The organism is Niastella koreensis GR20-10 (assembly GCF_000246855.1).
GTDB classification, from domain to species: Bacteria; Bacteroidota; Bacteroidia; order Chitinophagales; family Chitinophagaceae; genus Niastella; species Niastella koreensis.
The window spans coordinates 7,076,506-7,103,383 of the sequence record NC_016609.1 but is presented as its reverse complement, the minus strand read 5'-3'; the positions used below and the strand labels follow the sequence as shown (position 1 = coordinate 7,103,383).

Sequence of the window (26,878 nt, the reverse complement as noted above, 5' to 3'; positions counted from 1 at the left end):
AATAAAAATGCAAAGTGGGCTAATTGTCTAGCTTTGTTGAAGTTCCAACAAGTATGATGAAGAAGAGAATTCCATATTACTGGCTTTGCCAAATTGGTGGCTGGAGTGCGTTTATTTTAGTATATATTTTTTTCTACCTGACCCTGCGTACAGGCATCCAGCCTTCTTTTTACAAGATGCTGGTCTCCGAAGCACTGGTTGGGTTTGTTATTACCCATGTAATGCGGGTGGTTATCCTGGAGAGCAGGCTGGTTGACCGGCCGGTGAATGAGCAGGTTATGTATATAATCCTGATTTCCATTGTGTTCACCCTTATTTATGGGTCCACCACGGCCCAGGTAGAGGAATGGATGGGGATTGAATCGGAAAAACAGCGCCAGCTTTCTTTTCTGAACAAGGTGATCCGGATCTCCCTGGGGTATTTTTTCATAATCATTGTGTGGAACCTGATCTATTTTGCCTATCACTATGTGGTAAGAACGCGGCAGGCGCAGTTGGATAAGATCCGGCTGGAATCGCTGGTAAAGGAGCTGGAACTGAAAACCATAAAATCGCACATCAACCCGCACTTCATTTTTAACGCCCTGAACAGCATCCGGGCCTTGATCGATGAAAATCCCAACCGGGCCCGTAATGCCATTACCGAACTCAGTAATATATTACGCAGCAGCATGCAGGCCGAAAAGGTAGAAACGGTGCCTTTTGAAAGAGAACTGGGAATTGTGAAAGATTACCTGGCGCTGGAATACATTCGTTTTGAGGACCGGTTAAAGATAGAATACCAGATAGATGAAGATACGCTTGACCAACCGGTGCCGCCGATGATGTTGCAAACGCTGGTAGAGAACGCGATAAAACACGGGATCGGAAAGCAGATACATGGCGGCGTGGTTAGGGTGATCTCTGATTTTAAAGAGAACTGCCATGAAATGGTGGTGCTGAATACCGGGCACCTGAACGGACACGTGCAGGAGGGCGATGGTTTTGGCCTGTTCAGCACCAAAAACCGGTTGCAGTTATTGTTTGGTGAAAAGGCTAACTTTGAAATAAAGCAAGTGGGATCTGACCTGGTGGAAGCCCGCATACTGATCCCTGTTGAAATAAAATAAAACCAGTTATGATTAAAGCCATCATTATCGACGACGAACGGCTGGCCAGAAGTGAACTGCGGAAACTGCTTATGGATTTTCCCGAAATTGAAGTAGTGGCAGAAGCAAGCAATGCCGGTGAAGGAGTTGAGAAAATAGAGAACATAAATCCCGATCTCATTTTTCTGGATATACAAATGCCTGGTAAAACCGGTTTCGATATGTTGTCGGAACTGGATAAAGCACCCCTCGTAATTTTTACCACGGCGTATGATGAATATGCTTTGAAGGCATTTGAAGTAAACGCACTCGATTACCTGTTAAAGCCTGTTGAACCTAAAAGACTGGCCGATGCTATTCAAAAGCTGCATTTGCAGGAAGAGCGCGAACAGGGCCCCATGGTGCCGGTAAATTTTAACCGCAGCATTTTAAGCGAGAACGACCAGGTGTTTGTAAAAGATGGCGAGCGTTGCTGGTTTGTAAAGCTGTCAGACATCAGATTGTTTGAGAGCGTGGGCAACTATGCCAAAGTATACTTTGGGCCCAACAAGCCACTGATCTTAAAATCACTGAATGCTTTGGAAGAAAGGTTGGATGAAAAAACATTCTTCAGGGCCAACCGTAAACATATTGTAAACCTCCGGCTGATAGATAAAATTGAACCGTACTTCAATGGCGGGTTATTGCTTGAACTGAAAGGAGGCGAGAAGATAGAAGTAAGCCGCAGGCAAACGGTGAAGTTTAAAGAAATGATGAGCCTTTAAAACGCAGAATGTTTAACGCGCGACACTAAACGCAACCCTCCGAACGCTGAGCATGCTGCCGGCTGGCAGATTTCCAAAATCGCGGAGACAAGCGTTAAGCCTTATGCGTTCAGCATTCAGCATATATTATTAGACTGGAATTTATTCGCGAATCTTGAAATAAGTTAATCCATGGTTAAGCGTTGCTCGTACTTTATCCTATTGTTGCTGATAAAGCAAACTGCATTTTCACAAGCCATCAATAAGATTATTAACGCTAAAGAAGTGGAACGCATAGAAAAAACGCTTTCTGCTGATGATATGCGTGGCCGCAAGGCGTTTTCTCCCGAAATAGACAAGGCTGCTGACTTTATTGCCGCTGAATTTAAAAAGGCCGGGTTGGAACCAGGTAATGGTTCTTCTTTTTTACAGGAGTTTGCCATGTTCCATAATAAGCCGGTTGCTGTTAGCGGTACCATGAATGGCAAAACGCTCGATGAAAAAAGTGTGGCTGTACTTTCTGCCAAAGAATCATTATCAATTAACCAGTCGTCAGGATTTAAACAGGTAGTTGTTACAACGCATGACGTGCTGCCAGATGTATTGATGAAGATAAAGCGCGAAGGCGGCAATTACCTGTTGATGGTTGATACGGTACACCGCATGATGTTTGAAAGAATAAAAAGAAGTTCGCTGTTCACTCCCAAGGGCGATATCGTAATGGTGCTGTCGGCCGAAGAAGCAGGCGAATATTCCATACAATTTAAACAAACCGTAAGCAGCAGACCGCTGAAAAATGTGGTTGGCATTCTGCCCGGCAAATCGAAGAAAGAAGAATATGTGATCTTCTCTGGTCACTACGACCACCTGGGAGTAGGCAAAGCCAATGCAGCCGGTGATAGTATCTACAACGGCGCCAATGACGATGCTGCGGGTACTACGGCCGTAATTATGCTGGCCAATTATTTCGCCAAACAAAAGAAGAACGAACGCACCCTGGTGTTTGTAGCTTTTACTGCTGAAGAAGCCGGTGGGTTTGGCTCTCAGTATTTCTCCCAGAATTTCAATCCCGACAAGGTAATGGCCATGTTCAATATTGAAATGATTGGCACCGAAAGTAAATGGGGTACCAATTCGGCCTTTATTACCGGTTACGAAAAAACCGATATGGGCAAGATCCTGGAGAAGAACCTGGAAGGCACCGATTTTAAATTCTATCCCGACCCATATCCCGATCAACAATTATTTTACAGAAGTGATAATGCCACACTGGCCCGCCAGGGTGTACCAGCTCATACCATTTCCACTTCAAAAATGGATAGCGAAAAGTTTTATCACACGCAGGAAGATGAAATTGAAACGCTGGATATGAATAATATGGCGGCCATTATCAGGGCCATTGCCATTAGTTCTACATCTATTGTTGCGGGGAAGGATACGCCTGCGCGAGTAGCGCCTGAAAGTCTCAGAAGATAGTTGCAGGTTACAGGTTGCAGGTTACATGGCTTCAAATGCAGCATGCTGATTATTGTCAGACTCTCTGAATATCAAGCCTTGTAGCCTGTAACCTGAAATCTGTAGCTAGAATTTCTTCATCACTCCATTCATAACCTCCACAATCTCTTTATTGCATAAGTTACCAATGCTGCCTTCATGCACGTGGTGTAGTTGTTTTTTATAGTCGAAGTTGAACTCGCCTTTCTCAATTTGATTACCTATCTCTTTGTACGCTTCGCGGAAAGGAATGCCTTTGTTCACCAACTCATTTACCGCTTCTACACTAAACAGGTATTTGTATTTCTCATCGTCCAGGATATTGCTTTTAACCGACATGTTATCCAGCATTAACCGGGTCATTTGTAAACAGGCTTTTAATTCCTCAATAGCAGGGAATAAGATCTCTTTGGTTAATTGAAGATCGCGGTGATAACCTGAGGGCAGGTTGGCCAGTAATAAAGCCAGTTCGTTAGGTACTGCCTGCAGGCGGTTGCATTTAGCCCTGATCAGTTCAAACACATCAGGATTCTTTTTATGCGGCATAATACTGCTGCCGGTTGTTAATTCCGTTGGGAAGGAAATAAAGCCAAAATTCTGATTGATATACAAACAGCAATCCATGGCCAGGCGGCCAATGGAGCTGGCCACACCGGCAACGGCGGTAGCAATTACTTTTTCGGTTCTGCCCCGGCTCATTTGTGCGTATACCGAGTTCCAGTTTAAGGTTTTGAACCCTAATAATTCGGTAGTGCGACTTCTGTTCAAAGGGAAAGAAGATCCATAACCGGCGCCGCTGCCCAGGGGGTTTTTATTGGCTACCTGGTAAGCAGCGACCAGCAGTTCCATATCGTCGGTTAAGCTTTCTGCATAAGCGCCGAGCCACAATCCAAATGAGGAAGGCATAGCTATTTGCAGGTGGGTATAACCGGGTAATAAATGGTCTTTGAATTTTTCGCTTTGCGCTATCAGCAGGTCAAAGGTTTGTTTTACTTCCTCTTTTATTGCCAGCACTTCGGCCCGCAGGTATAATTTTATGTCCACAGCAACCTGGTCGTTGCGGCTGCGGCCGCTATGGATCTTTTTACCTGCATCGCCAATACGTTGGGTGAGCAAAAACTCAACCTGGGAGTGAACGTCTTCAATGCCTTCTTCAATTTTGAACTGGCCCTGTTCAATCTCGGTAGCTATTCCTTCCAAACCTTTTATGGCGATGTCAGCTTCTTCTTTCGTCATTAATCCTACTTCACCCAGCATGCGTACATGCGCTATAGAGCCCTGCACGTCGTATTTCGCTAATAAAATATCAAATTCCTTGTCGCGGCCTACTGTGAAGGCTTCAACAAGTTGTGATGTACTGGTGCTTTCTTTACTCCACAGTTTCATAGTTGATGTATTTGCTGGTTACTAAAGGATCTCGTTCAATAAACGCACGTATAATTCTATTCCTTCAACGATCTCGTTTATATAAATGTATTCGTCTGCAGTATGGCTGCGCGCTGAATCGCCGGGGCCCATTTTCAGTGCCTGAAAGGGCATCAGGGCTTTGTCGCTTGTAGTGGGGGAACCATAATATGTTCTGCCCAATGCAATGCCCGATTTTATTAATGGATGGTCCAGGGCAATGGAGGTGGACCGCAACCGGGTACTGCGGGGCGTTACTTCGCACTGTACATTTTTATGTATCACCTCCAGCACCTCTTCAAACGTATACAGCTCATTCACCCGCGTGTCTACCACAAATCTGGTATGGGCCGGCACTACGTTGTGTTGTTTATTATCAGTTTCAATAACAGTCACGCTCATTTTTACCGGTCCCAGCAGGTCAGATACCTTCGGGAACTGGAAGGAATGAAACCACTCGATATCTTTTATGGCTTTGTAGATGGAATTCTCGCCTTCGTTACGGGCGGCGTGACCGGCCTTGCCATGCGTTACACAATCCAGTACCATCAGTCCTCTTTCTGCCACGGCCATTTGCATTTGGGTTGGCTCGCCTACAATAGCGCAGTCAATTTTGCCAATGTGGGGGAGCACCAGCTCTATTCCGTCTTTACCGCTGATCTCTTCTTCGGCAGAGGCAGCCAGCACCAGGTTGTATTTAAGATCGGTACGATTATAAAAATGCAGGAAGGTAGCAATCAGTGACACGAGGGGGCCACCGGCATCGTTACTTCCCAGTCCGAATAACTGGCCATCTTTTTCAACGGGCGTAAACGGATCCAGGGTATAGTTCTTATTCGGCTTTACTGTATCGTGGTGCGAGTTTAATAAAATGGTGGGCTTTCTGTCGTCGTAATGCGCGTTGCGGGCATAGACGTTGTGTTGAACGTTTTTAACCGGTACACCATGCTTTTCAAGGAATGATTTCAGGATGTCAGCTGTTTTGTCTTCCTCTTTGCTGAAGGAAGGCGTGCTGATCAACTGCTTAAGCAGGTCGATAGCGCTTTGTTGCAGTATGTGTAAATTGGTATTACTCATGTACAATGCTTGTTCCGGCCTTACCCGTGATGAGATCGGTTAACTGTTCTGCTTTGCCAATGATCACTTTCTTAACTCCACGGTTCAGTGCGGCAAATGCATTATCCAGTTTGGGGATCATGCCGGCGAATATTTTTTGTTCGGATTTTAATTGCTGATAATAGCCCGGGTTAATGCTGTTGATTACCGTGCTGTCGTCATTGGCGTCGAGCAACACCCCGCTTTTTTCAAACGAATAGATCAATTGCACATCGTACAGGGCGCCCAGGGAAGTGGCTACTTCCTGGGCAATGGTATCGGCATTGGTGTTCAGCAACTGTCCCTTTTGGTCGTGGGTAATGGGGGCCATTACCACTGCTATCTGCTGATCGAGGATGCTTTTTAGCAAGGTGGTGTTGATGGCATCTACATCACCCGCAAAACCATAATCGATAGTGGGATGATTTCTTTTATGGGCCAGTATTACATTACCGTCGGCGCCGGTTAAACCAATAGCATTGCAGTTGTTAGCCTGCAATTGCGCCACTACATTTTTGTTGATATAACCAGCATATACCATGGTCACTATCTTCAGGGTCTCAGCATCGGTAATGCGCCGGCCATCGATCATCTGTTGCGGAACGTTCATTTGCTCAGCCAGTTTGGTAGCGAGCTTGCCACCGCCATGGATCAGGACCTTCTGACCTTTTACTGCTGCAAAGTCTTTCACGAAAGCCGATAACTTCTTTTCATCGTCGATGATGTTACCGCCTATCTTAACAACATATAATGTGGACACTGGGTGCTTGTTTATTATAAAGATTCAAGTATTTCACTAAGTACGGCCTGGGCTGCCCAAACACGGTTGCTGGCTTCCTGGGTAACAATGCTGTTAACGCCATCAAGAATTTCATCACTCAACTCTACATTGCGCCGAACGGGTAAGCAATGCATTACTTTGGCATTGTTGGTAACTGCCAGCTTTTTATTCGTGAGCATCCACTCAGGATCGGCGGTATAGATCTTTCCGTAATCTTTAAAGGTGCTCCAGTTTTTTACATAAACAAAGTCGGCGCCTTTCAAGGCTTCGTCCTGGTTATGAGTAATGGTAGCGCCTTTGGTAAATTGCTCGTCCAGCTCATAATCCTCGGGGTGAGTGATCACGAAATCAGCTTGTCCCCAGGCATTCACCCATTGCGAAAAACTATTGGCCACGCATTGTGGCAATGGTTTTACGTGAGGCGCCCAGGTAAGCACGATCTTTGGTTTTTTACCGGCCGGCAGGGGTTTCTTTTTCAAACATTCGGTAATGGTAATAATGTCTGTTAAGCTTTGCAGCGGGTGCAGGGTAGCGCTTTCCAGACTTACCACCGGAATGCCGGCGTATTTTATGAATTGTTTTATGTACAGCTCGCTGTAATCGTCTTCCCGGTTCTTTAAAGATGGGAAAGTACGAATGGCCAGAATATCGAAATAGTTTCCCATGATGGGCGCCGCATCTTTTACGTGCTCTACAGTGCTGCCACTCATGATGGCCTCGTCTTCAAACTCCAGAGCCCAGCCTTCAGATCCTACATTGAACACGATGGCTTCCATGCCCAGGTTTTGAGCGGCGATCTGGGTACTAAGGCGGGTACGCATACTGGGGTTCAAAAACAACAAACCAATGCGTTTGCCGGCTCCCAATGATTTGTCAATAGAGGGAGAATGTTTGTAAGAGAGCGCCTTAATTACCAGCTCGTCGATACTTGGGACATCGTGTACACTTGTGAAATTTTTCATGCCTGTAGCGGAAAGGAGAGTGAATAATAGAATTACTTATGAAAGTGAAAGTGATCCCGACTTGTCGGGATCACCTTCGTTCAATTTATTTTGTGATGCTTTCAGCGCCTACCTCAATTTCTTCTTTGATGGCTTCCAGCAACTGGTCTGCATCTTTTTTACGCAGGGCCAGGGAAGGCAATAACCTGATCACATTTGGTTTTGCTTCGCCGGTGAAGATCTTGTGTTTCCACAGCAAGTTCTTACGCAGGTCTTTGAATTGCTCAGGCACATCAAACCCGATCATCAATCCACGGCCCCGTACATTTTGCAGTTGAGGGATCTTTTTCAGTTCACTCATAATGTACTCCCCAACTTCCGCAGCGTTTTGTAACAGGTTCTCTTTTTCAATCACTTCCAACACGGCCAGGGCAGCTGCGCAGGCCAGGTGATTGCCACCGAAGGTAGTGCCCAGCATGCCATGTTTGGGTTGTAAATGCGGAGCGATGATGATGCCGGCAACCGGGAATCCATTACCCATGCCTTTGGCCATGGTATAGATGTCTGCATTTACTCCGGCATAGTCCTGTGAAAAGAATTTACCGCTTCTGCCATACCCGCATTGAACGCTGTCGGCAATAAATACGGCGCCATACTGGTCGCACAGGCGACGGATGGCTTGTAAAAAAGACTCACTGGCTACATTGATGCCGCCCACGCCCTGGATGCCTTCGATGATCACCGAAGAGATCTCATTACCCTGTTCTTTGAAGCAGGCTTCCAGCGCAGCTTCATCATTAAAGGGAAGGAAGATCACGTTCGGGGTTTGGTTCACCGGTGCTACAATAGCAGGGTTGTCAGTGGCAGCAACTGCCAGGGAGGTACGTCCGTGAAAAGATTTCGTGAACGCAATTATTTTTTTACGGCCATTGTGAAAGCTGGCCAGCTTGAGTGCATTTTCATTGGCTTCTGCGCCTGAACTAACAAGAAACAACTGATAGTCGGGTTTGCCGGATAATTTACCCAGCTTTTCCGCCAGTTCATCCTGCAACGGCATTTTTACCGAATTGGAATAGAAGCCTACTTTATTTAACTGACTGGTCAATCGTTCAACATAATGCGGATGGGTATGGCCAATACTAATTACCGCGTGACCGCCATACAGGTCAAGGTATTGTTCCCCTTTGTCATCCCATACGTAAGAGCCTTTAGCCTTATCGATGACGATGTTGTTGATCGGATAAACGTCAAAAAGCTTCATGGTTGTAAATTGTTACATCGTGGTTGCCCACTCCGCCGTTATGATTAAAAATAATTCGCTTTCAATTTCAGGCCGGCAGTTTCATCTAAACCGAATACGAGATTCATATTCTGCACTGCCTGCCCGGAGGCGCCTTTGGTAAGGTTATCAATAGCGCTGTGCACTACCAGTTTGGTGCCTATTTTTTCCAGGGAGATAACGCACTTGTTCGTGTTCACTACCTGCTTTAAAAAGATCTCGCCTTTGCTTAATACGGTAAATGGCTGGTCTTTATAAAACTCGCTGAACAACTCAGTGAGTTGCTCCAGCTTCCAGTCGCAATCAACCAGGGAACTGATGAAGATACCCCGGGTGAAATCTCCGCGCCAGGGAATAAAGCTCAATGCTTCTGACGAACCATCGGCTGTTACCGGCCCAAAAGAAGGTTGCAGTTGTTGTATCGACTGCGTGATCTCCCTTAAATGCTGATGCGTTAATGTTTTATAAGCCTGAATATTATTGGCTCTCCAGCTGAAGTGGGAGGTAGCCGATAAGCCTTGTCCGGCCCCGGTAGAACCGGTAATGCCGGTGGTATAAACCGATTCCAGCAAGCCTGCTTTTGCCAGGGGCAACAGGCCTAATTGAATACCGGTAGCAAAACAACCGGGGTTAGCGATATTCTGCGCTCCTTTGATCTGTGCTTTATTAAGTTCAGGTAATCCATATATGAATTGCCGATTGCCGATTGCCGATTGCCGATTTTAGCGCCAATCTGAAATCCTGAGAAAGATCTATAATCCTGATCTTGTCATTAACTGTATACTCACTCAGAAACTTACGGGCATCGCCATGGCCTACGCACAGGAAGATCACATCTACACTCCCATCCGACAAAGCCGACAGATCATCAGAAAAGGTAAGGTCTGTTTCGCCGATCAGGTCTGCATGTACCTGGGAAATGGGATTGCCGGCATTGCTTTTACTGTTAATGAAGGCGATCTCTACATGGGGGTGGTTGATCAGTAACCTGAGCAATTCACCGCCTGTATATCCTGCGCCTCCTATTATGCCTACTTTTACTTTTGTACTCATACTAATTAATTAGATCGTGAAACGTCAAACTCCTTTATCAACGCTATCAACCCTATCAACGTTATCAACTTCCTTGTTAACTCGTCAACCTGTCAGCTATTTCTTCTCATTCTCTTCTTTCACCGACATATAAATCGAAGTCTGGTTGCCAAATATTTTGCTGAAGCCACGAACGTCTTCGCCTGTAAAGCCGGTATTCATTTCACCATACTTGCCAAACTTGCTGCTCATAAGGTCATAGGCAGATTCAATGCCGATGATCTGGAAGCGATAGGGTTGCAGGTGAACAAATACATCGCCGGTTACATGAGCCTGAGAACTTTCCAGGTAGGCTTCAATATCGCGCATCACGGGGTCCATGATCTGGCCTTCGTGTAACCAGTTGCCGTAGAACTGGGCCAGCTGGTCTTTCCAGTTCAGCTGCCATTTGGTAAGCACGTGCTTTTCCAGCGCATGGTGGGCTTTCAGGATCACCATGGGAGCAGCAGCTTCAAAACCAACGCGGCCTTTAATACCAATGATGGTATCGCCTACGTGAATATCGCGGCCAACGCCATACGCACCGGCAATGGTTTGCAGGTATTGAATGGCTTCGCTGGGGTGTGCGAATTCTTTATCGTTTATCTTTTTCAGTTCACCTTTTTCAAAATGAAGTTTTACTTCTTCACTGCCGGTTTTGGTAACCTGGGTAGGCCACGCTTCTTCGGGCAACATGCCTTTTGACGACAATGTTTCTTTACCACCTACGCTGGTTCCCCACAGGCCTTTATTGATGGAGTAAACGGCTTTGGCGAAGTTCATGTTCACGCCTTTGCCTTTCAGGTATTCAATTTCTGCTTCGCGGCTCAACTTCAGGTCGCGGATTGGGGTAATGATCTCCACACCGGGGATCAATATGTGGAACACCATGTCAAAGCGAACCTGGTCGTTGCCTGCCCCGGTACTGCCGTGTGCTACTGCATCGGCATTTAATTTCTTTACGTGCTCTGCAATGTGCAGGGCCTGGCTCAACCGTTCGGCGCTCACACTTAACGGGTACGTGTTGTTCTTTAACACATTTCCGTAAATGAGGTATTTTATAATGCGATCGTAGTATCCTTTTACGGCGTTTACTGTGGTGTGCGTTTTTACACCCAGATTATAAGCATGCTCTTCTATCTTTTTCAACTCCTCTTCACTGAAACCACCGGTATTTACAATAATGCTGTGCACTTCGTAGCCCTGGTCTTCGCCCAGGTATTTTACACAAAATGTAGTGTCTAAACCACCGCTAAAACCGAGAACAACTTTCTTTGCCATCTTCGCAAGAATTGTTTTTAGAAATTAAAAAAGTAGTGAAAAAAAGATTTGATCTTGCCGGCCCCACCACCAGAAGGGGTGTTGTTGTCTTTATCATCCTTAAAGAAAGGCTTCAGCAATTTCCATTGTTTTATCCGTAACAGCCGCTCAAATACGCTCTTCTTCTCTTCGAAGAACTCTTTTGTTTCCTGCGGCTCGTAGTGATCTTTAGGATCGTACAGCATGGCGGTGCACAAACAGTTCTTGCGTTCCTTGCTCATGAGAATATCGTAGTTCACACAGCTTTTGCAACCGGCCCAGAAGGCTTCATCCTGCGTAAGCTCTGAATAGGTAACGGGCTCGTAACCGAGATCGCTGTTGATCTTCATTACTGCCAGTCCGGTGGTAAGACCAAATATCTTTGAGTCGGGGAAGGTTAGCCGGCTAAGCTCGAAGATCTTTTTCTTGATTGCTTTTGCCAAACCGCCTTTACGGAAGTTGGGAGAAACGATCAGCCCCGAGTTGGCAACATATTCGCCATGGCTCCAGGTTTCGATGTAACAAAAGCCGGCCCAGATACCGTCCTGGTTAAAAGCTATTACGGCTTTCCCTTCACGCATCTTCTGTTGAATATATTCGGGCGAGCGCTTGGCTATACCCGTTCCACGGGCTTTGGCCGAAGCAGCCATTTCATCGCATATGATCTGAGCAAAGCTGAGGTGTGATTCGTTGGCTACAATTACCTGAAATTGATGTTGGGTTTCCATTTTTGAAACAAGGCTAAATGTGAAAAATGCAACGGCTTAAAACATCGTGCCGGAGACGAAGGCTTGCTGGAATGACGATCATTCCAAATACCACAATGCATGCAGTATGGTTCTGTAAGTATCAACGTCGCACCCTTACGGGGATAGGTTGGAAGAAAAAAACTGTACTGAGACGTACAGGAAAAACCCCACGCACTATAGTAATTGCGGCTTGCGCAACTACATCAGCGAGTATTATGGTGAGATTTTTTTGCATTTTAAACGGGTATGCTTTTAAATCAATAGATTTTGTCACCGCAAAGAAAAACAACTTTTTACAATCAATGGGGATTTTTGGTGTAAAATTTTAGCTAATTCCCAAATTAATTGTTTAAGCACTGTCTTGTATAAGACAATTAAATCATCAAAAAGTTCAATAATTAAGCTATGCGGGTAGGTACTGAATGGATGGCGGCGCTCATCTCTTTTATGAGCGAAGCATCTTTTTCAATAGCATTGCCAATAACGATCATATCGGCTCCGGCCTTGCAGTTGCGGTAGGCTTTTTCGGGGTCCAGGATGCCGCCGCCAACAACCAGCGGTACTTCAATTACCTGCGCCACCTTCTCAATCATGCTTTCGGTAATGGGGCGTTTGGCGCCGCTGCCGGCATCCATATAAATCAGCTTCATGCCCAGCATTTCACCGGCCATGGCCGTGCACATAGCAATTTCGTTTTTATCGGCAGGAATGGGCGCCGCATTGCTGATATAGGAAACGGTGGTTGGGGCGCCACCGTCAATAACCATATAACCAGTTGAAATGATCTCCAGCCGGCTCTGTTTTACAAACGGAGCTGAAATAACGTGCTGACCGATCAGCAGTTCTGCATTGCGTCCCGAAATCAGGGACAAATAAAGCAATGCATCGGCATATTGGGTTATTTGCGATGGACTGCCCGGGAACAGGATCACCGGTATATCGCAATTCTTTTTTATCTGCTGTACTACCTCATCCAGCCGGTTGGTAACAACCAGGCTGCCACCCACCAGCAAGTAATCAACCCGCGCTTCGCTGGCCAATGCAGTCAATTCATCTATTTTTTCTACTGTAACCTTGTCTGGGTCAATCAGTACTGCAAATGACTTCTGTCCGTTCGCCTTTTTTTGCAGTAAAGATTGATAAATGCGATTCGTCATGCTTGCCAATTGGTTACTACAAAAATGCAAAAACTTTTTCAAAGGGGCTATAAGGTGCCGAAACTTTTACCGTTTATTGTTTTTCAGCCCATTATAATCTACTTAAAGCAGTAACCTGCACCAGGTTTTCGTGCGACCATCCTACACCGGCATCTTTGATAAGGCGTAACATATACGATAACTCCACATCCATATGCCGGTTAAACCGGTAACCGGCGCCAACGAGGCTTCGGTTTTGATCGAACCACTTACCGTTTACATATTGCTGGCCGCTCACATTGAAAAAGAACTCGTTCTGCAGCAATACGTAACTGCCTTTGTTAAAGTCGTTTATAACCTTAACAAAAGGCAGCTGTTCCCTGATCTGGTACCTTAACCGGTTGCTGAAGGAGTAGCTCGTATTTGTTAAGTGGTCATTGTCCTTTACCAAATTGGGCAGCCACCGGTTCTCGAGGCGCAGCCGCTGCCGCATAAAAGATTTATAGCTATGCCCAAAATAAACTGGGTGAATAAACCAGGCCTGCTCAAGTGCCTGATGCTCTGCACCATAGCCGGTAATACCGCCAATAGTGTGGCGGTTGTCGGTAAGGCAGTAACCGGCACCCGCGCTCCACTGGCTGTTCAATTGTACAAAGGCGCCGGTTCGTAATAAAAAGGTTTGCAGGTACTGGCGTTTGGTATCGCTTCTAAAACTGGCCTCAAGCTGGTACACTAATTTATGTGAGATAGAGAACTGGTTATTGGTTGTGGCCCAGCCAGATAAAGCCAGCTGAGAGCGGCCATTATGACCAGCCACCATTCCAACCATCATCCAGGTTAATTGTTTATAAAAGGACATGTGCACAAAGAAAACGAAGATTTGCCTAATGATTGTTTGTTTGGGGGTAACCTGAAACCGTTTTTTGCAGCCTTATTAGATAACGATTTTTTAACAAACAGCCTACTAAAAGTAATCAACATTACATCGTATTCTGTGCAAAAATCAAGTAAGTCACACCCAGCTTGCGTCTTAGTATTTTTCACATCCTTTATCCACAGCTGTGCATATTTCTGGTTCGGAAAATTGACCAGTGAAAGATATTTTCGTTCTCTACCCCCGTTCCCAACACCCTGATTACATCATGTTAAAAACTTACTAACTAATGGCCATTAAAAAGCAATCGAAAGGCTTACAATTCAGTCGCCGTTTCACCCGTGATGGAGTGTCTGTTTTTGATCAGTTTGAATATGATTACCGAACGTCGGTTATCCGCAACCCGAGTGGTGAAGTGGTGTTTGAAATGAATAATGTGGAGGTGCCCAAACACTGGAGTCAGATTGCTACAGATATTCTGGCCCAGAAGTATTTCCGCAAGGCAGGCGTTCCCCAGCAGGATGGATCTTTAGGTCGTGAAACTTCGGTAAAACAGGTGGCCCATCGTATGGCGAATTGCTGGCGGGCGTGGGGTGAAAAGTATGGTTATTTTGCTTCGGAGCAGGATGCCACCATCTTTTATGAAGAGCTGGTACATTGTATCCTGAACCAATCCTGCACGCCTAACAGCCCGCAGTGGTTCAATACCGGTTTGTTTGAAAGCTATAATATCAAGGGCAAACCACAGGGGCACTATTATGTTGACCCTGTTGATGGCCAATTGAAAAAATCTACCTCGGCATACGAACGTCCGCAACCACACGCGTGCTTTATTTTAAGTGTTGAAGACGACCTGGTTAACGACGGTGGCATTATGGACCTGTGGATGCGTGAGGCCCGCATTTTTAAATATGGCAGTGGGGTAGGAACCAACTTCTCCACCATCAGGGGCGAAGGGGAGAAACTAAGCGGCGGTGGAACCTCCAGTGGATTGATGAGCTTTTTAAAGATCGGTGACCGCGCAGCAGGCGCCATCAAAAGCGGTGGTACTACCCGTCGGGCAGCCAAAATGGTTTGTCTGGATCTGGACCACCCCGAGATCATGGACTTTATTAACTGGAAAGTAGAAGAGGAAAAGAAAGTAGGCGCGCTGATCGCTGCCGGTTATCCCAGCGATTACGAAGGCGAAGCATACAGAACGGTGAGCGGACAAAACTCCAACAACTCCATCCGCATTTCCAACGAATTTTTTGAAAAGCTGGAGAAGGGTGAAGATTGGGAATTAAAGGCCAGAACCGATGGACGGGTAATGAAACGCATTCCGGCCAAAGAAGTATGGAACCAGATCTCTTACGCGGCCTGGCGTTGTGCCGACCCCGGTACGCAATATGATACCACCATCAACGAGTGGCACACCAGTCCTAAGGGCGGCCGCATCAATGCTTCCAACCCCTGCAGTGAATACATGTTCCTCGATAATACGGCCTGTAACCTGGCATCGGCCAACCTGCGCCGTTTTTATAACGAAGCTACCAATACATTTGATGTGGAAGGCTTTGAGTACATCTGCCGTTTATGGACAGTAGTGCTGGAAGTATCTGTGCTGATGGCGCAGTTCCCATCAAAAGAAGTAGCGCAACTGAGCTACGATTACCGCACGCTGGGTTTGGGTTATGCCAACCTGGGCTCTATGTTAATGGTTATGGGCATCCCGTATGATAGTGAAGAAGCCCGCGGTATTGCCGGCGCCCTCACTGCTATCATGACCGGTATTGCTTATAAAACTTCGGCCGAGCTGGCTTCCATCCTGGGACCCTTCAGCCGTTTTGAAGAGAACCGCGAAGACATGCTGCGGGTAATGCGCAACCACCGCCTGGCCGCTTATGATGCAGATGATTATGAAAAACTGCACATCAAGCCACAGGGTATAAAAGCAAAATATTGTCCTGATTACCTGCTGAAAGCCGCTACCAAAGCATGGGACGAAGCAGTACAGTTAGGCGAAAAATATGGTTATCGCAATGCACAGGTTACGGTGATTGCACCTACCGGTACCATTGGCCTGGTAATGGATTGCGATACCACCGGTGTGGAACCCGATTTTGCGCTGGTTAAATTTAAAAAACTCAGTGGCGGCGGTTACTTCAAGATCATTAACCAGAGTGTGCCCACTGCGTTGAAGAACCTGGGTTATCAACCCCGCGAAATGGAGGCGATTGTAAAATATGCAGTAGGGGCCGGTACTTTTGTTGGCGCACCGCATATCAATCACCAGACATTAAGCGAGAAAGGATTTATAGCTGAAGAAATAAAGAAGCTGGATGCAGCCGTAGCATCCGCCTTTGAAATAGGATTCGTATTCAATGTTTACACGCTTGGCGAAGAATGCCTGCAACGCCTGGGATTCAAACCTGAGCAGTATTTTAATTTTGAATGGAGCCTGCTTGAAGCTTTAGGCTTTACAGATGAGGAAGTGGAAGCTGCTAATGATTACATCTGCGGTACCATGACCATTGAAGGAGCGCCCTTCCTGAAAGCCGAGCATTTGCCCGTTTTTGACTGTGCCAACAAGTGCGGTAAAAAGGGACAACGTTACATTCACGCCCATGGCCACATAAGAATGATGGCCGCCGCACAGCCTTTCCTGAGTGGTGCTATTTCAAAAACCATTAACCTGCCCAATGAGGCAACAGTAGAAGAAATTGCCGATGCGTACATGATGAGCTGGAAACTGGGCCTGAAGGCCTGCGCGTTGTATCGCGATGGTTCCAAGTTAAGTCAGCCGCTGAGCAATAAGAGCGACAAGAAGAAGAAAACCGAAGAAGGGGCCAGTGAAACCACTGCTGCCGCTGACCCACAGGAATCGAACATTGTTGACCTGGGCAATCTCACTATTGCTGAGTTGCTGGATGAAGTACAAAAACGTGTTCAGGCATCGCCCGATACCAAGCTGAAACGGGAGCTGGCGCGTATTGTTGAACGCAGAACCTTACCGGCCAAACGCCGCGGCTTTACACAAAAGGCCAAAATAAACGGACAGGCTTTGTTTTTACGCACCGGTGAATATGGCGATGGAACGGTAGGGGAGATCTTCATCGACATGGCAAAAGAAGGCGCTACCATGCGTAGTATGCTGAACTGTTTTGCAATAGCTATTTCAATTGGCCTGCAATATGGCGTGCCGTTGGAAGAGTTTGTTGAGAAGTTTGTGTTCACGCGTTTTGAACCCGCTGGTATGGTCGATCACCCGAACATCAAGAGCACCACTTCCATTGTAGACTTTATTTTCCGTGCCCTGGCGTATGAATACCTGGGTAGAACCGACCTGGTACACGTGCTCGACAGGCCCGAAGTACTGAATACCGGAGTAGATGAATGGGATGAAATTCCCACATCGCTGGAGTATGAGAAAAAAACTCCCCCATTGAGTGATGTACGGGTAGTGCCCGGTAAACCAACGAAAACACCAGAAGCAGAATCTTTAAAACCCGTAAAAGCCACTGTTAAAAAAGCAGAAGCAGGACTGGATGCCATCAATGCAGCAGCGAAGAGCATGCAAAGTGATGCGCCGGCCTGTAATACCTGCGGACATATAACCATCCGTAGCGGTACCTGCTATAAATGCCTTAATTGCGGTAATAGCATGGGTTGCAGCTAATAGACCTTGAATGTTAATGACCCACTCCAATGTCCGTACTGGCCTCAACAGCCAACTTAATGTGATTTTTTGGACGGTTATATTTTATAAAACTCAATCCGCTCATGTTTATGGGCGGATTTTTTATTGCATTGCGTTTATAAAAGCATAAATTTTACAATTAGGTCTTTCATTTAATGAGATCCATAATTTGAAAAAGGAACCTCAGCAATTGAAGAATGAGACTGCTTATTTGCATAATGGGCTACCCAAATTGTAATATGGAGTTACTTGTTTTGCAAAATAGCCTGGCAAAATGAATAATTGCACCCCTATATTGATTAACACGCACCCCGAATTGGAATAGGCAAAGGGAAACTTGAAATATTATACGGGCAATCTGAAATATGAGCGGATTAATTTGAAAAATGAGAGGTCCCGATAAAATTTTTCGATCAAAACTGAACAGGAATCTGGAATTCCCGCCAGGAAAAGAGAATTCCCACCAGGATTTGATAATACCTGACAGGTTTTGAGAATTCCTGCCAGGAAAACAGAAAACCCACCAGGAAAAGAGAATTCCCAACGGGTTTTGCCAATACCTGCCGGGAATAGCGAATTCCTGTTGGGTTTTTAAAATTCCCATCGGGAAAAGAGATAACCCACCCGGTTTTGCCATTTCCTTCCGGGGTTTAAAGATTCCTATCTTACTTTCACATTTGTTTATATATTTTATAATATTAATCTGAATTGTAAATCCGTTTATCCTTAAAACCCAGCCTATGCACATGAAATGGAGATCTCTTTTATTTGCAGTTGCCTGCCTAATTTTTCTGGCCTCCTGCACCCGGTTTATTTCGCCCTATGAAGCCGCCAATGGCAGGGCTAAATGTGGCCGGGGCGTACGATGAGAAATCCATTTAACTATTAAACTCATTCATTTGCGCAGTAAACCGGTTTGCCGGGTTTACTGCGCATTTTTGTGATAGGTGCCCTCCCAGTCAAAAATACCCGATTACCCCAGTCCCTGGGTTTACCTCCCATTTCGACTATAAATACTGAAATTCAGCACTATACTAAATTTTCTCCAAATTTCACCCCACCACAAAGTGGTATTGCAGGTCGCCGGTTTCCATAGTAGGTTTGCAAACGAATTAATTTTTGCCCTCTGCACTATTTAGCCCAAACGAATTACTAAACCTCAAGTGTAGCCATTAAGAACAATTTTGCCCTGAAAACAGGACATTCCCGCTAAGGCGGGATCGTTTCATGTGCACTGCTGGACAGGGTTCATTAATTTGAACCCTGTTTTATTCCTGTCTATTGCCGGAATCCTTACTTTTACGGCCTTAATAGGGGGAAAACTGAATGACAGTTCAATTTGGTTATGATAAAAAGCAGGTAATTCAAGCCTTGCGGTATCACTTTTTAATGCGTCCTGAAATCAAGATCCTTTTGATATTGATCAATGTATTTACCATTGCTTCAGCGGTACTGTTTGCGCTGAAGAAAATACAGCCAATCTCGTTTTTAATCTTCTCGTTTTTATGGTTTCTGCTGATGCTGGTTATCTGGCGCTTGCTGCCCAGCAGCATTTATAAGCGGTCACTCACCTTTCAGGACCATTTTACCATGCATTTTGAAGGCGAAGGCGTAATGCTGGAAACCACTAAGGGGTCCAAAGGCTGGGACTGGAAGAAATTCAGCTATTTTGTAGAAAGCCCTTATTTTTTCCACCTCTATTTCGACGCCCGTTCCTTTTTCCTGGTTCCCAAGGATGCGTTTAAGGATATTACTGATTTACAGAAAGTTAGGGAGATGTTGAGGGAGAAGATAGGGAAGAGATAGTTGATCTGTTAACCAGTTGACCGGTTAACAAGTTAACTGGTTAACACGTTCACAAGGACTTAAAGTGAGGCATTGAGGTAAATAGTAGGTAGTTGATAGAGTTGACAGCGTTGATAAGGGGACTGGTTAAAATGAAAACAAAGCCACCTAACAACTAATCTTCTAGTTAGGACGATACTTACTCTCCTCAAAAATCATCTTCGCATCGGTATTCAACAGTTCATTTAAGGAGAGTTCGGGGTGTTTGGACATGTATTTCTTTACAATCTGCCAGCCAACAAAAACACCAATGGCTCCGGGCGCCTGGTCGGTGATCTCCGGGGTATTGGGCGCTTCTTCCATGTATGGTCTTATATCGGCCGGTTCAATGGAGAACAGCAGGTTATGGCTAAGAAAGTGATTCCAGATAAGACCTTCATTCTTTATACATCCTGCCAGCTGTGCGGCGGTATAACCGGTTTTCAGCGTATCTGGGGTAAAGGGTAATATTTTATCCAGCACATATAACCGCTTTCCCTTTTCAACCATTTGTTCAACCAGGGGCTGGCTGCCGTTTTTTTCGGGCGAAATATCATTGATGACATTCTTCATACAGTTCACCACAACGTAATCGGGGGTGAACCGGCGGGAAATGTAGCCGGGAAAAACTTCCTGGCCCATGTTGCTTTTGTATAAGGAGTAGTTATTGCCCATGTGCAACTGTAACCCTACGGCCAGCGCATCGCGGGTAATCACATCGCTGTAGCCTTCCATGGGGCCAATGTAGGTGATGATCTGCGAAGGGGTTTTATAAGCGGGGAAATAATATTTAACAAACTGCAATCCCTTTTTCACGTCCTTTTCAATATCACTGAAATTTTTGAAAACGGCATCGGCCGAGTCTTTAACCGGCTTATAGTCCGCTATGAATTTTTTCAGCAATGCCTGTTCCTGCAGGCTGGTATCGCTGAGGCCAGGCAGCTCCATGATGTTATATAAGAAATCCCCCAGGAAAAGCGGGTATTTGGCGCCCAGATGCTCCATGGAGGTCATAATATGATTGGTATCTATGGCAAAGAAATCCTGTTCAAACCGCTTTACGGTGAGGTCGATCTTTATATTCGATACATTGGGAACGTCTTTGTCTTTGCAGGAAAACAATCCGGCAATGATCAACAGTGCTAATCCAGTTCGTTTCATCTTGGAATGATTGTTTAATGCTTAACGCTGAAGGCTTAACGCTAAATGCTAATTCCCTAGTATTCTGGCTTTCGTGTTTTGCGTTCCGCGTTCCTCGTTAAGCGTTTCGCCTCCCGCCTCCCGCCTTCGGCCTTCAGCCTTCAGCGTCTTTCGTCCGGCGTTCTGCGTGCAATATTCGCTTAAATTTGTACACAGAATCTAAAAACAGGGTACCCGTTTTGTTAAACCCAATATATTAAAATGAAAATTGCCATTGCGCAACAGAACTACCATATAGGGAATTTTGAAGATAATACCCGCAAAATAATGGGGGCTATACAGTATGCAAAAAGCCGTAAAGCCGATTTGGTTATTTTTTCCGAGTTAAGCATCTGCGGCTACCCGCCCCGCGATTTCCTGGAATTTGATGACTTTATAAACGAATGTTATAAAGCTATTGATATCATAAAAGAGCAGGCCGATACCATTGGGGTAATTATTGGCAGCCCGCAACGCAATCCCTCAAAAGAAGGCAAAGACCTGTTTAATACCGCCTGGTTGCTGTACGATAAAAAAATAGCCGGCGTAGCGCATAAAACCCTGTTGCCGAATTATGATGTGTTTGATGAGTACCGGTATTTTGAACCGGGCTACGAATGGAATGTACTGGAGTTTAAGGGAAAGAAAATTGCTTTAACCGTTTGTGAAGATATCTGGAACCTGGGCGACAATCCCCTGTACCGGCAATGCCCCATGGATGTATTGATTACGCAGCAGCCGGATCTTATGATCAATATCTCTGCTTCCCCCTTCGATTACGACCACGACCAGGACAGGGAAGAAATTGTTAGGGCTAACGTTTTAAAGTATGGGCTGCCCATGTTTTACTGCAATGCCATTGGTTCGCAAACCGAGATCGTGTTCGATGGCGGCAGCCTGGTAATGGACGCCAACGGAAATATCGTAAAAGAAATGAAATATTTTGAAGAGGATTTTGCCATAGTGAGCCTCGGCGAAATTGAAGTGCAGAAGGCCAAGCGCAAACCGATGAAAGCCGTTCCCGAATTTGATAAAGACATGCGCGTAGGTAAAGTAGAAGACCCCGACAAGATCATTGAATACCTCACTTCCGACGAAAACATCGGCCAGATAAAAGAAGCGTTGATCCTCGGCATCAGGGATTACTTCCGGAAAATGGGTTTTACCAAAGCCATCCTGGGCAGCTCAGGCGGTATTGACAGCGCAGTAACCCAGGCACTGGCTACCCGTGCGCTGGGCCGTGAAAATGTACGGGCTATTTTATTGCCTTCACATTTCTCAACATCCCATTCGGTAGAAGATGCAGAACAACTGAGTAAGAACCTCGGCAATCCCTATGATATTGTGCCCATAAAGAATGTATACGATTCACTGCTGCACACCCTGAAACCTATTTTTGGCGATCTGCCATTTGGGTTGGCGGAAGAGAATTTGCAAAGCCGTACCCGGGGTAATTTGTTAATGGGTATCAGCAATAAGTTTGGTTATATCTTATTGAACACATCCAATAAAAGCGAGCTCAGTACGGGGTATGGTACGTTGTATGGTGATATGGCCGGCGGCTTAAGTGTGTTAGGCGATGTGTATAAAATGCAGGTATATGCGCTGGCAGATTACCTCAACCGAAATGGCGAGATCATTCCGGAAAATATCATCACCAAACCACCATCTGCCGAGTTGCGCCCCGATCAAAAAGACAGCGACAGCTTACCCGATTATGCCGTATTGGATAAAGTATTGTATCAATACATCGAAAAACGCAAGGGACCGAAGGAATTGATAGCGATGGGCATCGATGAAACGCTGGTACGGCGCATTTTAAAACTGGTGAATACAAATGAATACAAACGCAACCAGTTCTGCCCCATCATAAGAGTGAGTTGTAAAGCGTTTGGGGTAGGCCGTAGGTTACCAATAGTAGGAAAGTATTTATCGTAATAAAATAAAAAAAGGACTGCCGGTTTCGACAGTCCTTTTTTTATTTTGATATCGTAGAATTAATATCTTCTGTAGGTAGAAGTTACAGTAACTACAAAACCGGAAATGTTAGCGGTTTGTTCAAGCACCAGGGTGCCTCTGGTAAGTGATTTCACCGTGAAGTCTTCACCGGCGATCGTAAGAATGCCATTATTGTAAGCCCAAACGTCTGAACCACCACCAACTGGTGAACATTGTGTACCGGCATCAACATACGTAGCGGTAAAGTCGTTTTTTAAAATAATCTGGTCATCCATTTCACAAGCGTCAAAATTACTGCTTGTTACATCCTGCTCCGGAGTGTTGGGGGCTTTTGCTTTTACTGATATTATGGTATAAGTAGCTGCCAGGTTATCTTTTGTAACAGTGAGTACATCATTGCTGCTTTTTTTACAGGCAGTAAAAGAGGTAACGGCTAATAAGGCTAAAACAAGAAATTTAGTAAATGTTCTTTTCATAAAGTATCGGTGTTTTTTCAGGGATATGAATTGGGCCGGGAATTAAACAGCTTTTACCCCACTTTATTGTGTAATTGATGAATTTTTAATCTATGTTTCATCTGCTTATACCATTAAAAAATAAAGCCTTCCCGGTGAGCCGGGAAGGCTTTATATGATTTTAATATGTTTAATTACTAATGCTTTAGATCAAGTACCAAAGTAAATGTACCATACGGGGATACCGTGGTGTCTTTTAATATTCTTAACCGGGTAGTGCTCAGGTCGCCTACTTTGAAGCTGCCGGTGAAAGTGCTGCCAAAAAGCGGATCGGGGCTGTATATGGTTGCCCCATTGTCTTTAAACCACCATCTGAAGGCGGTTGTTTGGGGATCACTTGAATTACATTTGGTAGCGCCTGCATCAAGCACGCCGGTACTGTCTTTTTTGAAGGTGATAGAATTGTCTTTATCACATGGTTGTACGGCACCCACAAAGCCTGGGATGGGCGTGTCGGGTTTTCCGTCGTGGTCCGTGTCGAGGGCAACAGTGTCATATTTCCAGGTAGCGCTGGTTATTAATTGAACCTTGGCGTTAGTATCGTCGGAGCTTTTATTGTCGTCTTTCTTGCAGGCATAGAGGATACAACCGATCGAAAACACTACGATTACAAATTTTTTCATCTTGACAGTTTTAGATTTAAATAGCCAGTTCTCAAAATTGGGTAATTATGGCCACTAATATGAGCAAATTTTATTCCTTTTCCGTTGCTTTATGAACGGCCAGTTCGTAAATTACTGCAACTACAAATTTGACAGTTTATTGTATGTTGTGAAACATGTTTATTTTTATTGATTTTAGCGTGGTTTTTACAAGTTGGCAAGCCCTTTGCAAAGGCTTTGACGTATTTTCATAACTGATTATCAATCATTCATACTAAACCCCGTATATGCTATTAACAGCAGATGATATCCGGCAGCTCAATGACAAAATACAGTATCAGGGCGCTTTTATCGACCGGCTCCGCGACGAAACAGCCAGGGTTATTATTGGCCAGCATCATATGCTCGACAGACTGTTGATTGGTTTGTTAAGCAATGGGCACGTTTTGCTGGAGGGGGTACCGGGTTTGGCCAAAACCCTCAGCATTAAATCGCTTGCTCAGGCGATCAAGGCCAAATTCAGCCGTATACAGTTCACGCCCGATCTGTTACCGGCCGATGTAATTGGTACAATGATCTATAATCAGCAAAAAAATGAATTTATAGTACGTAAGGGGCCTATTTTCGCCAACTTCGTACTGGCTGATGAAATTAACCGCGCCCCGGCAAAAGTGCAAAGCGCCTTGCTGGAAGCCATGCAGGAACGCCAGGTAACAATTGGCGATACCACGCATAAACTGGATGAACCCTTCCTTGTACTGGCCACACAAAACCCGTTGGAGCAGGAAGGTACCTATCCGTTACCTGAAGCCCAGCAGGACCGGTTTATTATGAAAGTGATTGTTGATTATCCTACCAAGGAAGAAGAGCAGATCATCATCCGCCAGAACCTGCAGGGGGAAAAAGGACCCCAGGTGAGCCCGGTTGTGTCGATGCAGGAAATAAAAGAAGCAAAGGACCTTGCCCGCCAGATTTACATGGATGAGAAAGTTGAGAATTATATCCTCGATATAGTATTCGCCACCCGTTTTCCCGATAAATACAAACTGGATAAATTAAAACCACTGATCGCTTATGGCGGATCGCCCCGCGCCAGCATTAACCTGGCTCTGGCTGCCAAAGCGCATGCATTCCTCAACAAACGTGGTTTTGTTATTCCTGAAGATGTACGCAGTATTTCAAAAGATGTATTGCGCCATCGTATTGGATTAACTTACGAAGCGGAAGCAGAAAACGTAAATGTGGAGAATGTTATAGATGACGTTCTTCGCGTAATTCAAGTTCCTTAGCCAATAGACAATAGGCAATAAGCAATTGGCAAAAAATACAATTGCTTGTTGCTAATCATTTTTAAATTGTCTATTGCAAATTGTCAATTGCCTATTGATATGTTAACGACAGCCGAAATAATAAAAAAGGTTCGCGAGCTGGAGATCAAAAGCAAAAAGCTCACCCGGCATTTGTTTACGGGCGAGTACCACAGTGCTTTTAAGGGCAGGGGTATGTTGTTTAAGGAAGTACGCGAATACCAGCCCGGTGACGACATCCGGTTTATAGACTGGAACGTGAGCGCCCGCTTTAACCACCCCTTCAGCAAGGTATTTGAAGAAGAACGCGAACTATCGGTAATGCTGCTGGTTGATGTAAGCGCCAGCTCCCTGTTTGGCACTACGCATGCCCGTAAAAAAGACCTGATAACTGAAGTGGCCGCCGTAATGGCTTTCTCCGCCATCAGTAACAACGATAAGGTAGGCGTGCTGTTCTTTAGCGACGTGATAGAGAAATTCATTCCCCCAAAAAAGGGAAGAGATCATGTGTTGTACATCGTTCGCGAACTGTTAACAGCCCAGCCAAAGAACAAAGGCACCCGCATTGGCCATGCCCTGCAGCGGTTGAATAACACCGTTCGCCAAAGCAGCATCGTTTTCTTATTAAGCGATTTCCTGGATAATGATTTTGAAGATGGCCTGAAGGTAGCCGGTAAAAAGCATGATGTGATAGGCATAAAAGTGTATGATAAAATGGATATGCAATTACCCGATGCCGGCTTAATGGAAATTGAAGACGCCGAAACTGGTACCCGCAGCTGGATAGATACCGGTGATTACCTGGTTCGCCAACAATACGAAGCTGCTTTCTTTAATCATACAAACTATTGTAAAAACATCTTTGTGCGGGCTGGTTGCGAACTCCTGCATATACGCACCGGTGAAGATTATGTAAAAGTGCTGCAGAAATTCTTTGTCGGGCGTAACCGGTAATTATGAAAAACCCTATTCTCAATATTATCCTTATTGGTTGTTTACTCACCAGTCCGGTTTATATGATGGGCCAGGTACTGGCCCGGGCATCGGTTAACCGCGATCAGATACTTATTGGTGAACCTATTAAACTAACCTTTGAAGTACGTATTCCGCTTGGACAATCATACTCCTGGTTTAACCTGGATACCATTCCGCATTTCGACATTATTGCAAAAGGTAAAACCGATACCACCGATAACATAGATGGTAAACAATTTCACCAGGAAATCACCATTACCAGCTTTGACTCCGGTACCGTTATATTACCGCCCCTCATTTTACAGGTTGATGGAAAATCATATGCTACCGATTCCATTCCCATTGAAGTGAGTTATGCGCAACTGGATATTACAAAAGATTACCGCGATATAAAGGAAATTGAAGAAGTGCCCAAACCAAAATGGATGGACATGATCCCCTGGGTGCTTGGTTTCTTTACATTAATTGCTATTGGCGTTATTGTTTACCTGTTACGAAAACCAAAGAAGGTGGCGCCCGTTGCGCAGCCGGCCCAGCCAAAATTAGGTCCTTACGAGGAGGCCTTACAGGCGCTGGAAGAACTGCGTAAACTAGGGTTTAAGAATGGCGAAGTGAAAACATACTACAGCCGGCTGAACGATATCCTGCGCGTGTTTATGTTCCGTAAACTGAAGGTGGCCACGCTGGAAAAAACAAATGAAGAGTTGATTGGCCAGTTGCGTAAGACGCCTATGGATAAAGAAAGTTTCAATCAGCTGGTGCACGCGTTACAGATCGCAGATTCTGTAAAGTTTGCAAAGTATCAGCCAGATGAAAAAGATAATGAAAGAAATTTCGCCGTAATTGAAACGGCTATCAAAACACTAAACAATCTTTCCTGACCC

General features: G+C 45.3%; 23 protein-coding genes. 9 read left to right on the top strand and 14 right to left on the bottom strand.

The features are described 5' to 3' along the window. The first annotated feature begins 53 nt into the window (after positions 1-53). The 3 genes from NIAKO_RS28060 (at position 54) to NIAKO_RS28050 (ending at position 3,307) form a co-directional block, all read left to right on the top strand. A complete protein-coding gene (locus NIAKO_RS28060) occupies positions 54-1,109 on the top strand; it encodes a sensor histidine kinase (protein ID WP_242675480.1) in 1,056 nt (351 codons plus the stop codon). Positions 1,110-1,117: 8 nt separating this feature from the next. Then, positions 1,118-1,852 (top strand): LytR/AlgR family response regulator transcription factor, encoded by a 735-nt coding sequence (locus tag NIAKO_RS28055; RefSeq protein WP_014221839.1) that lies wholly within the window; start codon positions 1,118-1,120, stop codon positions 1,850-1,852. 171 nt (positions 1,853-2,023) lie between these two features. Further along, positions 2,024-3,307, top strand: a complete 1,284-nt coding sequence (locus NIAKO_RS28050) for a M28 family metallopeptidase (RefSeq protein WP_014221838.1) — start codon at positions 2,024-2,026, stop codon at positions 3,305-3,307. A gap of 105 nt (positions 3,308-3,412) precedes the next feature. Here the strand turns inward: NIAKO_RS28050 and argH are convergent, their stop codons facing one another. The 11 genes from argH to NIAKO_RS27995 all read right to left on the bottom strand — a co-directional run bounded on the left by argH (position 3,413) and on the right by NIAKO_RS27995 (position 13,939). Continuing rightward, positions 3,413-4,711, bottom strand: coding sequence for an argininosuccinate lyase (gene argH, locus NIAKO_RS28045; RefSeq protein ID WP_014221837.1), 1,299 nt, complete (start codon positions 4,709-4,711; stop codon positions 3,413-3,415). A 21-nt stretch (positions 4,712-4,732) separates the two neighbouring features. Continuing rightward, positions 4,733-5,806: a M20 family metallo-hydrolase gene (locus tag NIAKO_RS28040; RefSeq protein ID WP_014221836.1), complete on the bottom strand. Its 1,074-nt coding sequence runs from the start codon at positions 5,804-5,806 to the stop codon at positions 4,733-4,735. Further along, positions 5,799-6,584: an acetylglutamate kinase gene (gene argB, locus NIAKO_RS28035; protein WP_014221835.1), complete on the bottom strand. Its 786-nt coding sequence runs from the start codon at positions 6,582-6,584 to the stop codon at positions 5,799-5,801. Before argB ends, NIAKO_RS28040 begins: the two co-directional genes overlap by 8 nt. Before the next feature lie 14 nt (positions 6,585-6,598). After that, positions 6,599-7,567 (bottom strand): Rossmann-fold NAD(P)-binding domain-containing protein, encoded by a 969-nt coding sequence (locus NIAKO_RS28030; protein WP_014221834.1) that lies wholly within the window; start codon positions 7,565-7,567, stop codon positions 6,599-6,601. An 85-nt stretch (positions 7,568-7,652) separates the two neighbouring features. After that, the gene (locus NIAKO_RS28025; protein ID WP_014221833.1) at positions 7,653-8,807 is read right to left on the bottom strand and encodes an aspartate aminotransferase family protein; all 1,155 of its coding nucleotides are present in this window, start codon (positions 8,805-8,807) and stop codon (positions 7,653-7,655) included. Positions 8,808-8,851: 44 nt separating this feature from the next. Further along, the gene (locus tag NIAKO_RS39410; protein WP_244883937.1) at positions 8,852-9,418 is read right to left on the bottom strand and encodes a hypothetical protein; all 567 of its coding nucleotides are present in this window, start codon (positions 9,416-9,418) and stop codon (positions 8,852-8,854) included. Between the two features lie 79 nt (positions 9,419-9,497). Beyond that, entirely contained in the window at positions 9,498-9,878 is a 381-nt protein-coding gene (locus NIAKO_RS39405) for an NAD-dependent epimerase/dehydratase family protein (protein ID WP_244883927.1), read from the bottom strand. Positions 9,879-9,974: 96 nt separating this feature from the next. Then, the gene (locus NIAKO_RS28015; protein ID WP_014221832.1) at positions 9,975-11,177 is read right to left on the bottom strand and encodes an argininosuccinate synthase; all 1,203 of its coding nucleotides are present in this window, start codon (positions 11,175-11,177) and stop codon (positions 9,975-9,977) included. A gap of 17 nt (positions 11,178-11,194) precedes the next feature. Further along, entirely contained in the window at positions 11,195-11,923 is a 729-nt protein-coding gene (locus NIAKO_RS28010; RefSeq protein ID WP_014221831.1) for an N-acetyltransferase, read from the bottom strand. 419 nt (positions 11,924-12,342) lie between these two features. Beyond that, entirely contained in the window at positions 12,343-13,101 is a 759-nt protein-coding gene (locus tag NIAKO_RS28000; RefSeq protein WP_014221830.1) for a phosphoglycerol geranylgeranyltransferase, read from the bottom strand. 91 nt (positions 13,102-13,192) lie between these two features. After that, the gene (locus tag NIAKO_RS27995) at positions 13,193-13,939 is read right to left on the bottom strand and encodes a DUF2490 domain-containing protein (protein WP_041347396.1); all 747 of its coding nucleotides are present in this window, start codon (positions 13,937-13,939) and stop codon (positions 13,193-13,195) included. A 304-nt stretch (positions 13,940-14,243) separates the two neighbouring features. On the opposite strand from NIAKO_RS27995, the gene NIAKO_RS27990 reads away from it, so the two are divergent. Both NIAKO_RS27990 and NIAKO_RS27980 read left to right on the top strand, forming a co-directional pair. After that, positions 14,244-17,612: a vitamin B12-dependent ribonucleotide reductase gene (locus tag NIAKO_RS27990; RefSeq protein ID WP_014221828.1), complete on the top strand. Its 3,369-nt coding sequence runs from the start codon at positions 14,244-14,246 to the stop codon at positions 17,610-17,612. 1,347 nt (positions 17,613-18,959) lie between these two features. After that, positions 18,960-19,439 carry a YcxB family protein gene (locus NIAKO_RS27980; RefSeq protein ID WP_014221825.1) on the top strand — a complete coding sequence of 160 codons (480 nt, stop codon included), beginning with the start codon at positions 18,960-18,962 and terminating at the stop codon, positions 19,437-19,439. A 162-nt stretch (positions 19,440-19,601) separates the two neighbouring features. Here NIAKO_RS27980 and gldB read toward each other — a convergent pair whose 3' ends face one another. After that, on the bottom strand, positions 19,602-20,618 hold the full coding sequence (gene gldB, locus NIAKO_RS27975; RefSeq protein ID WP_014221824.1) for a gliding motility lipoprotein GldB: 1,017 nt from the start codon (positions 20,616-20,618) through the stop codon (positions 19,602-19,604). Between the two features lie 240 nt (positions 20,619-20,858). Here gldB and NIAKO_RS27970 point away from each other — a divergent pair, with 240 nt between their 5' ends. Further along, positions 20,859-22,574 (top strand): NAD+ synthase, encoded by a 1,716-nt coding sequence (locus NIAKO_RS27970; RefSeq protein WP_014221823.1) that lies wholly within the window; start codon positions 20,859-20,861, stop codon positions 22,572-22,574. Positions 22,575-22,633: 59 nt separating this feature from the next. On the opposite strand, the gene NIAKO_RS27965 is transcribed toward NIAKO_RS27970, so the two are convergent. After that, positions 22,634-23,071 carry a lipocalin family protein gene (locus NIAKO_RS27965; RefSeq protein ID WP_014221822.1) on the bottom strand — a complete coding sequence of 146 codons (438 nt, stop codon included), beginning with the start codon at positions 23,069-23,071 and terminating at the stop codon, positions 22,634-22,636. Positions 23,072-23,247: 176 nt separating this feature from the next. Next, positions 23,248-23,733, bottom strand: coding sequence for a hypothetical protein (locus tag NIAKO_RS27960; RefSeq protein WP_014221821.1), 486 nt, complete (start codon positions 23,731-23,733; stop codon positions 23,248-23,250). 266 nt (positions 23,734-23,999) lie between these two features. On the opposite strand from NIAKO_RS27960, the gene NIAKO_RS27955 reads away from it, so the two are divergent. The 3 genes from NIAKO_RS27955 (at position 24,000) to NIAKO_RS27945 (ending at position 26,875) form a co-directional block, all read left to right on the top strand. After that, positions 24,000-25,001, top strand: a complete 1,002-nt coding sequence (locus NIAKO_RS27955) for an AAA family ATPase (protein WP_014221820.1) — start codon at positions 24,000-24,002, stop codon at positions 24,999-25,001. 99 nt (positions 25,002-25,100) lie between these two features. Further along, positions 25,101-25,973, top strand: coding sequence for a DUF58 domain-containing protein (locus NIAKO_RS27950; RefSeq protein WP_014221819.1), 873 nt, complete (start codon positions 25,101-25,103; stop codon positions 25,971-25,973). A 2-nt stretch (positions 25,974-25,975) separates the two neighbouring features. Continuing rightward, a complete protein-coding gene (locus NIAKO_RS27945; protein ID WP_014221818.1) occupies positions 25,976-26,875 on the top strand; it encodes a BatD family protein in 900 nt (299 codons plus the stop codon). The last annotated feature ends 3 nt before the right edge of the window (positions 26,876-26,878 follow it).